Source organism: Pseudomonas sp. Teo4 (assembly GCF_034387475.1).
Taxonomy (GTDB): Bacteria; Pseudomonadota; Gammaproteobacteria; order Pseudomonadales; family Pseudomonadaceae; genus Aquipseudomonas.
In genome coordinates this window covers 21191-33281 of sequence record NZ_JAXCIL010000005.1, presented here as the reverse complement: position 1 = coordinate 33281, position 12091 = coordinate 21191, and the positions used below count along the sequence as shown (strand labels likewise).

Annotated in this window: 11 protein-coding genes; 3 read left to right on the top strand and 8 right to left on the bottom strand. The window is 62.0% G+C overall.

Annotated features, from left to right (window positions below; genetic code table 11):
- Positions 1-7 precede the first annotated feature (7 nt).
- Positions 8-1015, bottom strand: coding sequence for a nucleoid-associated protein YejK (gene yejK / locus PspTeo4_RS28980; protein ID WP_322367028.1), 1008 nt, complete (start codon positions 1013-1015; stop codon positions 8-10).
- 391 nt (positions 1016-1406) lie between these two features.
- Here yejK and PspTeo4_RS28975 point away from each other — a divergent pair, with 391 nt between their 5' ends.
- On the top strand, positions 1407-1688 hold the full coding sequence (locus tag PspTeo4_RS28975; RefSeq protein WP_023382125.1) for an HU family DNA-binding protein: 282 nt from the start codon (positions 1407-1409) through the stop codon (positions 1686-1688).
- Between the two features lie 50 nt (positions 1689-1738).
- Here PspTeo4_RS28975 and rlmF read toward each other — a convergent pair whose 3' ends face one another.
- The 5 genes from rlmF to PspTeo4_RS28950 all read right to left on the bottom strand — a co-directional run bounded on the left by rlmF (position 1739) and on the right by PspTeo4_RS28950 (position 8202).
- The gene (gene rlmF, locus PspTeo4_RS28970) at positions 1739-2689 is read right to left on the bottom strand and encodes a 23S rRNA (adenine(1618)-N(6))-methyltransferase RlmF (RefSeq protein WP_322367027.1); all 951 of its coding nucleotides are present in this window, start codon (positions 2687-2689) and stop codon (positions 1739-1741) included.
- Positions 2690-2825: 136 nt separating this feature from the next.
- The gene (locus PspTeo4_RS28965) at positions 2826-5672 is read right to left on the bottom strand and encodes a valine--tRNA ligase (RefSeq protein ID WP_322367026.1); all 2847 of its coding nucleotides are present in this window, start codon (positions 5670-5672) and stop codon (positions 2826-2828) included.
- 186 nt (positions 5673-5858) lie between these two features.
- Positions 5859-6224, bottom strand: a complete 366-nt coding sequence (locus tag PspTeo4_RS28960) for a DNA polymerase III subunit chi (RefSeq protein ID WP_322367025.1) — start codon at positions 6222-6224, stop codon at positions 5859-5861.
- 5 nt (positions 6225-6229) lie between these two features.
- Positions 6230-6658, bottom strand: coding sequence for a DNA polymerase III subunit chi (locus PspTeo4_RS28955; protein ID WP_322367024.1), 429 nt, complete (start codon positions 6656-6658; stop codon positions 6230-6232).
- 50 nt (positions 6659-6708) lie between these two features.
- Positions 6709-8202 carry a leucyl aminopeptidase gene (locus tag PspTeo4_RS28950; protein WP_322367023.1) on the bottom strand — a complete coding sequence of 498 codons (1494 nt, stop codon included), beginning with the start codon at positions 8200-8202 and terminating at the stop codon, positions 6709-6711.
- A 301-nt stretch (positions 8203-8503) separates the two neighbouring features.
- Here PspTeo4_RS28950 and lptF point away from each other — a divergent pair, with 301 nt between their 5' ends.
- Positions 8504-9619: an LPS export ABC transporter permease LptF gene (gene lptF, locus PspTeo4_RS28945; RefSeq protein WP_322367022.1), complete on the top strand. Its 1116-nt coding sequence runs from the start codon at positions 8504-8506 to the stop codon at positions 9617-9619.
- The gene (gene lptG, locus PspTeo4_RS28940) at positions 9612-10673 is read left to right on the top strand and encodes an LPS export ABC transporter permease LptG (protein WP_322367021.1); all 1062 of its coding nucleotides are present in this window, start codon (positions 9612-9614) and stop codon (positions 10671-10673) included. Before lptF ends, lptG begins: the two co-directional genes overlap by 8 nt.
- A gap of 300 nt (positions 10674-10973) precedes the next feature.
- Here the strand turns inward: lptG and PspTeo4_RS28935 are convergent, their stop codons facing one another.
- Positions 10974-11462 (bottom strand): RDD family protein, encoded by a 489-nt coding sequence (locus PspTeo4_RS28935; RefSeq protein ID WP_322367020.1) that lies wholly within the window; start codon positions 11460-11462, stop codon positions 10974-10976.
- A 92-nt stretch (positions 11463-11554) separates the two neighbouring features.
- The gene (locus PspTeo4_RS28930; RefSeq protein ID WP_003257941.1) at positions 11555-11767 is read right to left on the bottom strand and encodes a cold-shock protein; all 213 of its coding nucleotides are present in this window, start codon (positions 11765-11767) and stop codon (positions 11555-11557) included.
- Positions 11768-12091 lie beyond the last annotated feature (324 nt).

Sequence of the window (12091 nt, the reverse complement as noted above, 5' to 3'; positions counted from 1 at the left end):
GGCAAGATCAGTCCTTGCGGCGCTTGAGCTGATCCACCAGCGTGGTCGGCAGGCCTTTGATGATCAGGGTGCCGGCGACCTCGTCATATTCCACCTTGTCCCCCAGCAAATGCGCCTCGAAGCTGATCGACAGCCCTTCGGCACGACCGGTGAAGCGGCGGAACTGGTTGAGGGTGCGTTTATCGGCCGGGATCTCCGGCGACAGCCCGTAGTCCTTGTTGCGGATGTGATCGTAGAACGCCTTGGGGCGATCTTCGTCGATCAAGCTGGACAGCTCTTCCAGCGTCACTGGCTCACCAAGCTTGGTCTGGGTGGTGGCGTACTCGACCAGGGTCTGGGTCTTCTCGCGTGCAGACTCCTCCGGCAGGTCTTCGCTCTCGACGAAGTCGCTGAATGCCTTGAGCAGGGTGCGGGTTTCCCCAGGGCCGTCGACCCCTTCCTGGCAGCCGATGAAGTCGCGGAAGTAGTCCGAAACCTTCTTGCCATTCTTGCCTTTGATGAACGAGATGTACTGTTTGGAATTCTGGTTGTTCTTCCACTCGGACAAGTTGATGCGCGCGGCCAGGTGTAGTTGACCCAGGTCCAGGTGACGTGAAGGGGTGACATCCAGCTCGGCGTTCACCGCCACGCCTTCGCTGTGGTGCAGCAGGGCAATGGCCAGGTACTCGGTCATGCCTTGTTGATAATGGGCAAAAAGGATATGCCCACCGGTGGAGAGGTTGGACTCTTCCATCAGCTTTTGCAGGTGCTCGACCGCCACACGGCTGAAGGCAGTGAAGTCTTTTTCGTCTTCCAGGTATTGCTTCAGCCAACCGCTGAGCGGGTAGGCGCCGGATTCACCGTGGAAGAATCCCCAGGCTTTGCCTTGCTTGGCGTTGTAGCTGTCGTTGAGGTCGGCCAGCAGGTTTTCGATGGCGTCCGATGCGCCAAGCTCGCTGTCACGTGCATGCAGCACGGCGGGGCTGCCATCGGGCTTCTTGTCGATCAGGTGAACGATGCAATGACGGATTGGCATGGAATTCTCGAATGGGGTTGGGCGGTGCATAGCCGCGCTGCAAAGTCGCTCAGTTTACCTGAGTGCACTGGCGATGCAGTGGCCAGATGTTGGCGTAAATGCCTGTTGTTCGTTTTTTGTTCAATTTTTTGCGTTTTCGGGCCAAACCCCCGAAAAACCTACACAAAATCGAAGTTGGCAGCGGATATTTATCCATTCCTGTGGTAGCTTTGCGCGGTCTTGCGCCCCCTCAAGTGGCGCATTGCTGGCAGTTGCTGGCGTCGTGTCGAACCAAACGCCGATTTTCGAATCTACATTCGCGATTGGCGCGGCCCTCCATTATTCAGGGGCTGGCCCGATAACGACGTAGCACGCTGCATAACCTCTGAATTTTTAGGGAAGGAACACCACCATGGCATTGACCAAAGACCAACTGATTGCCGACATCGCCGAATCGATCGCCGCGCCAAAAGCCACCGCTAAAAACGCTCTGGAGCAACTGGGCCAGATCGTTGCTGACCAACTGGAAAACGGCGCTGAAATCACCCTGCCAGGCATCGGCAAGCTGAAAGTCTCCGAGCGTCCTGCCCGTACCGGCCGCAACCCTTCGACTGGCGCTGCCATCGAAATCGCTGCCAAGAAAGTCGTCAAGTTCGTTCCGGCCAAAGCCCTGACCGACGCCATCAACAAGTAATTGTCGATGTCTTGATGAAACCGCGCCCGGCTTGCCCGGGCGCGGTTTTTTCATGCCTGTGATTTGCGCCGGGCGTGCCAGGCCTGGCGCGCGGCGTCATCCTGGAAGCTCCAGGCAACCATGCGGCTCTGCTTCTGCCCCTGGCCCATTTCGACGATACGCACCGCCTTGGCCCCGGCCTTTTTCAGCGCGGCCTCGATGCCTGGCAGGTTGCTGGCCTTGGACACCAGGCTGGTGAACCACAAAACTTGCTCAGCGTACTGCACGCTTTCCCCAACCAGCTGCGTGACGAAGCGGATCTCACCGCCCTCGCACCACAGTTCGTTGTTTTGCCCACCGAAATTCAGCACAGGCAACTTGCGCTTGGGGTCCTGCTTGCCCAGGTTTTTCCACTTGCGCTGGCTGCCACGGGTGGCTTCGTCGCGGGAAGCGTGGAAGGGTGGGTTGCACAGCGTCAGGTCAAAGCGTTCGTCCTCTTGCAGCAGGCCGCTGAGGATGTGCTTGCGGTTGGCCTGCTGGCGCAGGGTAATGCCCTTGCTCAGGCCATTGGCCTGGACGATGGCCTTGGCCGATGCCAGGGCCACGGGGTCGATGTCCGACCCCAGGAAGCGCCAGCGGTAGTCGCTATGGCCCAGCAGAGGGTAGATGCAGTTGGCACCTACACCGATATCGAGCGCGCGCACCTGTGGGCCCTTGGGGATTTCGCCAGCGTTGTCCTCGGCCAGCAGGTCGGCGGCCACGTGGACATAGTCGGCGCGGCCTGGAATCGGCGGGCATAGGTAATCGGCAGGGATATCCCAGTGCTGGATGCCGTACTGGGCCTTCAACAGGGCACGGTTGAACACCCGCACGGCTTCGGGGTTGGCGAAGTCGATGCTGGGTTTGCCGTGGGGGTTGGTGATGGTGAAGCGAGCCAGGTCAGGGTGCGCCTTGATCAGGCTGAGGAAGTCGTAGCGGCCCTGGTGGCGGTTGCGCGGGTGCAGGGTGGGTTTGTCGGTCATGGTAGGGTCCTGAAAAAGCATCGCCGCGGTTCGTCGCCACGACAAGCCGGCTACCACAGGTTGTGGGAGCCGGCTTGTCGTGGCGACGAACCGCGGCGATGGGCTGCAAAGCAGCCCGCTAAGGCTTCACTTTAAGTTACAGCGCAGCAATCCGCGCATGCTGCTCGGTGAAGTTGGCCAGGGCCTGCTCGGACTCGGCCAGCTTGGCGCGTTCCTTCTCGATCACCGCAGGCGGTGCCTTGTCGACGAAGGCGGCATTGGACAGCTTGCCACCCACGCGTGCCACTTCGCCTTGCAGACGCTGGATCTCCTTGTTCAGGCGAGCCAGTTCAGCGTCCTTGTCGATCAGGCCGGCCATCGGTACCAGCACCTGCAGGTCACCCACCAGTGCGGTGGCCGACAGCGGGGCCTCGTCCTGCTCACCGAGTACGGTGAACGATTCGACCTTGGCCAGCTTCTTCAGCAACGCTTCGTTTTCCAGCAGGCGACGCTGGTCGTCGGCATTGGCGTTCTTCAGGAACAGCGGCAGCGGCTTGCCTGGGCCGATGTTCATTTCGGCGCGGATGTTGCGCAGGCCGACCATCAGCTGTTGCAGCCACTCGATATCGCCTTCGGCGGCGACGTCGATGCGTGCTTCGTTCGCCACCGGCCACGGTTGCAGCATGATGGTCTTGCCGTCGATGCCGGCCAGCGGCGCGATGCGCTGCCAGATTTCTTCGGTGATGAACGGCATGAACGGGTGGGCCAGGCGCAGGGCCACTTCCAGCACGCGCACCAGGGTGCGACGGGTACCACGGGCGCGCTCGACCGGGGCGTTCTCGTCCCACAGAACCGGCTTGGACAGCTCCAGGTACCAGTCGCAGTACTGGTTCCAGATGAACTCGTACAGGGCCTGGCTGGCCAAGTCGAAGCGGAATTGCTCGAGCTGGCGGGTGACTTCGGCTTCGGTACGTTGCAGCTGCGAGATGATCCAGCGGTCGGCCAGCGACAGCTCGTAGGCCTCGCCGTTCTGGCCGCAGTCTTCGCCCTTGTCCAGGACGTAGCGGGCAGCGTTCCAGATCTTGTTGCAGAAGTTGCGGTAACCCTCGACGCGGCCCATGTCGAACTTGATGTCACGACCGGTGGAAGCCAGCGAGCAGAAGGTGAAGCGCAGGGCGTCGGTGCCGTAGCTGGCGATGCCTTCGGGGAACTCGGCCTTGGTCTGCTTGGCGATCTTCTCGGCAAGCTTGGGCTGCATCATGCCGCTGGTACGTTTTTCCAGCAGGGCGTCGAGGGTGATGCCATCGACGATGTCCAGCGGGTCCAGGACGTTGCCCTTGGACTTGGACATTTTCTGGCCCTGGCCGTCGCGCACCAGACCGTGCACGTAGACGGTCTTGAACGGTACTTGCGGGGTGCCGTCTTCGTTCTTGATCAGGTGCATGGTCAGCATGATCATGCGCGCAACCCAGAAGAAGATGATGTCGAAGCCGGTGACCAGCACGTCGGTGGAGTGGAAGGTCTTCAGGAACTCGGTCTGTTCCGGCCAGCCCAGGGTGGAGAAGGTCCACAGGCCCGAGCTGAACCAGGTGTCGAGTACGTCGTCGTCCTGACGCAGGACCACGTCGGCACCCAGGTTGTGCTTGGCACGGACTTCTTCTTCGTTGCGGCCGACATAGACCTGGCCGGCCTCGTCGTACCAGGCCGGAATGCGGTGGCCCCACCACAGCTGACGGCTGATGCACCAGTCCTGGATGTCGCGCATCCAGGAGAAGTACATGTTTTCGTACTGCTTGGGCACGAACTGGATACGGCCGTCTTCCACGGCGGCGATGGCAGGCTCGGCCAGCGGTTTGGTGGAAACATACCACTGGTCGGTCAGCCACGGCTCGATGACGGTGCCCGAACGGTCGCCTTTCGGCACTTTCAGGGCGTGGTCATCGATGCTTACCAGCAGGCCTTGGGCGTCCAGGTCGGCGACGATCTGCTTGCGCGCGACGAAGCGGTCCAGGTTGGCGTACTGGGCGGGCAGGCTGGTGTCGATCTGCTCGTTGACGCTGCCGTCGAGGTTGAAGGCCTGAGCGCTTGCCAGCACCAGGGCGTTCTTGTCGAAGATGTTGAGCAGCGGCAGGTTGTGGCGCTTGCCGACTTCATAGTCGTTGAAGTCGTGGGCCGGGGTGATCTTCACGCAGCCGGTGCCGAACTCCGGGTCGCAGTAATCGTCGGCGATGATCGGAATACGACGGCCGACCAGCGGCAGCTCGACGAACTTGCCGATCAGGGCCTGGTAGCGCTCGTCGTTCGGGTTGACGGCGACCGCCGCGTCACCCAGCAGGGTTTCCGGACGGGTGGTGGCGACGACCAGGTGGTCCTTGCCTTCCGCGGTTTTCGCGCCGTCGGCCAGCGGGTAACGCAGGTTCCACAGGTGGCCTTTCTCGTCGTGGTTTTCAACTTCCAGGTCGGAGATGGCGGTGTGCAGCTTGGTGTCCCAGTTGACCAGGCGCTTGCCGCGGTAGATCAGGCCGTCTTCGTGCAGGCGCACGAAGGCTTCCTTGACCGCTTCGGACAGGCCGTCGTCCATGGTGAAGCGCTCGCGGCTCCAGTCAACGGACGAGCCCAGGCGGCGGATCTGACGGCTGATGTTGCCGCCGGATTGCTCTTTCCATTCCCAGACCTTGTCCAGGAAGGCTTCGCGGCCCAGGTCGTGGCGGTTCTGGCCCTTGGCTTCGAGCTGGCGCTCGACCAGCATCTGGGTGGCGATACCGGCGTGGTCGGTACCTGGCTGCCACAGGGTGTTACGGCCCTGCATGCGGCGGAAACGGATCAGGGCGTCCATGATCGCGTTGTTGAAGCCGTGGCCCATGTGCAGGCTACCCGTCACGTTCGGCGGCGGGATCATGATGGTGTAGGACTCGCCTGCACCTTGCGGGGCGAAATAGTTCTCGGACTCCCAGGTGTTGTACCAGGAAGTTTCGATGGCGTGCGGCTGGTAGGTCTTATCCATGCGCGGCGGGACCCTATGGCATTAATTCGGGAAAGCCGGGAAGTATAACCAAGGTGGGGGCCGCAGGCGACTGCTGCCTGTACCGGCCCTATCGCCGGCAAGCCGGCTCCCACAGGTTCAGCGTCGGTCTCGCGGCCAACGTTTTGCCTGTGGGAGCCGGCTTGCCGGCGATAGGGCTGGTGCAGCTTACTCCGAACGCTTGATCAACCGCTCCATGCGCGCATCCAGCCGGCGCTTGATTTCGTTCTCGATGTGCGGGGTGAAGTCGTTGATCACGTCCTGCATGATCTGCTGCGCGGCGGCGCGAAGTTCGCTCTCCAGGTGCAGGAGGGTGTCCTGGCGGCGGGTCTGCGGGTCGTCCTCTGGCGCGGCGGCAGGCGGTGCCGCATTCACCGGCGGGTTGCCAGCAGGCTCGTCGAGCAGCAAGGGAATCTGTTCGACCGTTTCGGTCAGCAACGGCGGTTGCAGGTTGGCGTCACCCAGAAGCTGGCGAATCGACTCCAGGTCGTCGAGCAGATGGGTGGAATCGGGTAGGGCGGAAGGCTTGTCCATCGTCGTCAAAGTCGCTGTAAGCGGTGGTCTTGCAGAGCATAGCCCCGTTCGCGGTAGAAACGGAATCGTTCGCGTGCGGATTGGCGGATACCGGGCTCCTCGACGACGATTTCGGCAACCCGTTCGAACTGGTCGACGAACCCTGGCACCGAAGCGCCGAGGTTGATCAGCAGGTCACGGTGGTCGCCAGCATCGTCAGCCAGGCCTAAGGCTACCCTGGCATCGGCATGCGCCTCGGCCAGGTCGTGAGGTACGAACGCCTCGCCCTTGAAGCGCCATAGGCGCTGGTCCAGCTCATTGCGCTGCTCGGCGTCCTGGCAATGCAGGTAGACCCGGTGGCCGAGCCGCCAGGCCTTCTCGCACAGCTTGCAGGCGAAATCCAGCCGCGCCGACAGGGAGTCGGTGGGCAGGATGTAGAAATCGACTTTGCTCATGATGTGTTCTGCCGGCCGGTGGCGCACGGGGCGCCACCGGTTTCACGGCTTCAGGCGCCAGCGCGGTCCAGCAGGTACTGGGTCAGCAGCGGAACCGGACGGCCAGTGGCGCCCTTGTCCTTGCCGCCGCTGATCCAGGCAGTGCCGGCGATGTCCAGGTGCGCCCAGTTGTAGGCCTTGGCGAAGCGCGACAGGAAGCAGCCAGCGGTGATGGTGCCGGCCTTCGGGCCACCGATGTTGCCCATGTCGGCGAACGGGCTGTCCAACTGTTCCTGGTACTCATCGAACAGCGGCAGCTGCCAGGCGCGGTCGTCGGCGCGTTTGCCGGCGTCGAGCAACTGGCCGACCAGTTCGTCATTGTTGCCCATCAGGCCCGAAGTGTGGCTGCCCAGAGCGACGATGCAGGCGCCGGTCAGGGTGGCAATGTCGATCACCGCCTGGGGCTTGAAGCGTTCGGCGTAGGTCAGGGTATCGCACAGCACCAGACGGCCTTCGGCGTCGGTGTTGAGGATTTCCACGGTCTGGCCGCTCATGGTGGTGACGATGTCGCCAGGGCGGGTCGCGCCACCGCTTGGCATGTTCTCGGCACACGCCAGCAGGCACACCAGGTTGATCGGCAGTTGCAGTTCCAGCACCGCGCGCAGGGTGCCGAACACGCTGGCGGCACCGCACATGTCGAACTTCATTTCATCCATGCCGGCGCCAGGCTTGAGGCTGATGCCGCCGGTGTCGAAGGTGATGCCCTTGCCGACCAGCACGAACGGTTTTTCGCTCTTCTTGCCGCCCTGGTAGTTGAGCACGATCAGGCGCGGAGGTTGGTCGCTGCCCTGGCCTACGGCGTAGAAGGCGCCCATGCCCAGGTCCTTGATTTTCTTCTCATCCAGCACTTCGACCTTCAGCGCCTTGTGCGCCTTGCCCAGGTCCTTGGCCTGTTCGGCCAGGTAGCTTGGGTGGCACAGGTTCGGCGGCAGGTTGCCCAGGTCGCGGGTGAAGGCCATGCCAGTAGCGATGGCGCTGGCGTGCTTGACGGCGCGCTCGGCCTCGGCCTGGCCGGCCTTGTCGGTCAGCAGGGTGATTTTCTTCAGGGCACGCGGTTCGGCTTTCTGGCTCTTGAAACGGTCGAACACGTACTCGCCGTCGAGCAGGGTTTCGGCCAGCAGGCGGAACTTGCCGTAGTGGGCATCGCGGTTGCTCACGGCGATGTCATCCAGAGCCAGCACGGCATCGCCGCCGCCCAGGTTCTTCAACACACCGGCCACGCTGGCGACCAGCTTGCGCCAGCCGCGATCGCCAAGCGCCTCGTCCTTGCCGCTGCCGACCAGCAGCACGCGCTCGGCCTTGAGCCCCGGCAGGCTGTGCAGCAGCAGGGTCTGGCCAGGCTTGCCGGCCAGGTCGCCACGCTTAAGCAGAGCGCTGATGGCGCCATCGGTGGCTTGGTCGACGGCCTTGGCGACAGCGCCGAGTTTGCGGCCTTCACCAACCGGTACGACCAGCGTTGCGGTTTTCACGGATGCAGCGGCTACGCTTTTTACAACCAGTTCCATGTCAGGGTCCCCGAATGATCTTTACCGTAGGCGCTGAATGTTTGCGTGCGCCGGGCGGGCTTGGCCGCGTGGTCGCGTGCCAGTGGAAAAGCTGCCAGTTTGAGCCTGCGACAAGCGTGCTGACAACCCCGAAGTGCGGCTTCATGCGCGGCCAAGTGACAGGCGCGGTCAATCACAGGATAATGCGCGCACTTTTTATGGAGGTTCGCCGTTGGCGAACCAGCATTGGTCTGGCTGTACTACGTCATAGTCTGGCGCCATTGTTTGGCAGTCCGCCCCTGACAACCCAGGAGTGTCTGGTTTGATCGTCTTTCGTTATCTGTCCCGCGAGGTCCTGGTGACCTTGAGCGCCGTCAGCGCCGTGCTGCTGGTGATCATCATGAGCGGGCGCTTCATCAAGTACCTGGCCCAGGCCGCCCAAGGCGTGCTCGACCCCAGCGTACTGTTCCTGATCATGGGTTTCCGCTTGCCGGGTTTCCTGCAGTTGATCCTGCCGCTGGGCCTGTTCCTCGGCATTCTGCTGGCCTATGGCCGGCTGTACCTGGAAAGCGAGATGACCGTGCTTTCCGCCACCGGCATGAGCCAGCAGCGCCTGCTTGGCCTGACCATGGCCCCGGCGGCGCTGGTGGCCGTGTTGGTCGCCTGGCTGAGCCTGAGCCTGGCGCCACTGGGCGTTGCCCAGGTCCAGCAGATCATCAGCCAGCAGGATGCCCTGACCGAGTTCGACACCCTGGTGCCGGGCCGTTTCCAGACCCTGCGTGACGGCTCGCGGGTGACTTACACCGAGCAACTGACGGACGACCGTATCAACCTCGGTGGCGTGTTCATTTCCGAGAAGCGCTTCAACCAGGACAAGACCAAGGACCGTGCACCGTCGGTGCTGGTCGCCGAGAAAGGCCACCAGGAAGTGCAGGCCGACGGCAACCGCTATCTGGTTCTGGAGAACGGCTACCGTTACGACGGCAACCCTGGCCAGGCCGATTACCGTGCCATCAAGTACGACACCTATGGGGTGTTGCTGCCCAAGCCTGAAGTCAGCGAGGAAGTGACCGAGCGCGAAGCGATCCCGACCTCCCAGCTGATCGGCCAGAAAGGCCTGCGCGAGCGCGCCGAGCTGCAATGGCGCCTGTCGCTGCCGATTCTGGTGTTCATCGTGACCTTGCTGGCCGTACCGCTGGCCAGGGTCAATCCGCGCCAGGGCCGCTTCCTCAAGCTGCTGCCGGCGATTCTTCTGTACATGGCCTACCTGACGATGCTGATTTCCGTTCGTGGCGCCCTGGAAAAGGGCAAGTTGCCGATTGGCCTGGGTATCTGGTGGGTGCATGGCCTGTTCCTGCTCATCGGTCTGGGCCTGATGTATTGGGAACCGCTGCGCCTCAAGCGTGCCGCCCGTCGTGCGGAGGTGGCCCATGGCTAAGCTCGACCGTTACATCGGCCAGAGCGTGCTGCTGGCCATTCTGGCGGTACTGGGGATCATCCTCGGGCTGGCCTCGCTGTTTGCCTTCATCGATGAGATGAGCGACCTGAGCGACACCTACACGGTGATGGAGGCCGGCAACTTCGTGCTGCTGACTGCACCTCGCCGTCTGTACGAAATGCTGCCGATGGCTGCATTGATCGGCTGTCTGGTCGGCCTCGGCAGCCTGGCCAGCAGCAGTGAGCTGACCATCATGCGCGCCGCCGGCGTTTCCATCGGCCGCATCGTCTGGGCGGTGATGAAGCCGATGCTGGTGCTGATGCTGGTGGGCCTGCTGATTGGCGAATACGTCGCCCCGGTTACCGAGAACAAGGCCCAGGCCGACCGTTCCCTGGCCCAGGGCGGGGGCGAGGCGCAAAGCTCCAAGCGCGGCATGTGGCACCGTCAGGGTGACGAGTTCGTGCATATCAACGCCGTGCAGCCCAATGGCCTGCTGCTGGGCGTGACTCGGTACCGTTTCGACAACGAGCGCAAGATCATCACCTCAAGCTTCGCCCGCCGTGCGCAGTACAGTCAGGATCACTGGGTGCTCAGCGACGTCAGCACCACCTATTTCCGTGGCGATCACACCGAAGTGGTGAAGGCGCCGCAGGAACGCTGGGATGTCTCGGTTACGCCGCAGTTGCTCAATACCGTGGTGTTGGCACCCGAGTCGTTGTCGATCACCGGCTTGTGGGACTACATCCACTACCTGTCCGACCAGGGTCTGAACAACGCACGTTACTGGCTGGCGTTCTGGACCAAGGTGCTGCAGCCTGCGGTGACCGCGGCGCTGGTGCTGATGGCGATTTCCTTCATCTTCGGCCCTCTGCGCTCGGTAACGCTCGGCCAGCGGGTGTTCACCGGTGTTCTGGTAGGCTTCGTGTTCCGCATCGGTCAGGACCTGCTTGGCCCGTCGAGCCAGGTGTTCGGCTTCCCGCCGCTGCTGGCGGTGGTGATCCCGGCAGGGATCTGCGCCGTGGCTGGTTTGTGGCTGTTGCGCCGGGCCGGGTGATGATGGTGTGGCTTTAGTGATGTAGCGCTTGCGAGATCGAGCGCCGCCCGCGCGGCGCATCGCGAGCAAGGCTCGCTCCTACGTTTGTTTCGGGCCAGTTTTTCCTGTGGGATTTTCGCGCGAACGCTTTGGTGCACGACGCAATATCGAGCCGTGCAAACAAGGCGGTCGCGCGCGCCTGTCATAGGCGTTACTGGCCGTAAACAAACGTAGGAGCGAGCCTTGCTCGCGATGCGCCGCGCGGGCGGCGCTCGATCTCGCAGGCGCTGCAGCCCTCTCGACCTACACCTACGGCCAATATCACTTCTTCTGTTTGGGTACTCGCACCAACTGCGTCTCGGAATAGATGTCATGCCAGCCGCGCTTGCGCTTATCGATCAGTGCCCAGAAGAACCCCATCCCCAGGCACAGCCAAGAGGCAATCGACACCACGAAGCGCAACAGCGCTTGCCACAGGCTGATGGCACTGCCATCGGCGTTCTGCACGCGCACCCCCCACACCTGCATTCCCAGCGTCTGCCCACCATGGGTCCAGAATTTGGCGAAGAAGCCGAACAACGCAAACAGCAGGATCGTCGATAGCAGCGGGTCGCCATCCAGCGCGCCGGCATCGGTCAGTTCGCGCATGCGGGCTTCGCCGATGATGCTCATCTGGATCATCTTGTAAGCACCTGCGGTGACGATCAGCAGTGCCGTGCACAACAGGAAGTCATAGAACATCGCCGCCAGGCGCCGGCCCAGGCCAGCGGGTGGGAAATCTCCCTGAGGGGTGAGCAGAGGCTTGGACATGCGTTGCAGCTCCGTATGACGAAGCCGCTATTCTACGGGCAAAAAAAAGCCCCTGCACTTGGCAGGGGCTTTTCTTCGAAGTCGGGTTCGGCTTAGCCGGCGACCTGAACCTTGTCAGCCTGCATGCCTTTCTGGCCTTGCACGGCTTCGAAGGTGACCTTTTGGCCTTCTTTCAGGCTCTTGAAGCCGTTGCCTTCGATAGCGCGGAAGTGTACGAACAGATCCGGACCGCTTTCTGGGGTGATGAAGCCGTAACCTTTCTCGTCATTGAACCACTTGACGGTACCGTTCTGACGCTCAGCCATTGTCTTATTTCCTATGAAGCTTAAATTTTTAATGACAGTTTCTTTCACATTATTTGAGGTGAAAGAGTACTGGGCTGGGTTGCAGGAAAGTAAGAGACGTCGAACGGGTTGTAGCAAATTGCGGCTACTGGCCCAGGTCACGAACTGTTGCGACCCATGCAAACACAGTGCAGTGACTCTACGCCAACTCCCAAGAGAAAAACAAGCCCTTCGCACTGTAGGAAATCAGCGATTTGCCGATAACCGACCGAATTGTCGGAAACGGCATGGCGCCTGGCCTGGCGCCATGTTCAAAAGTTATTGGACAGGTTCGAAAACGAATAT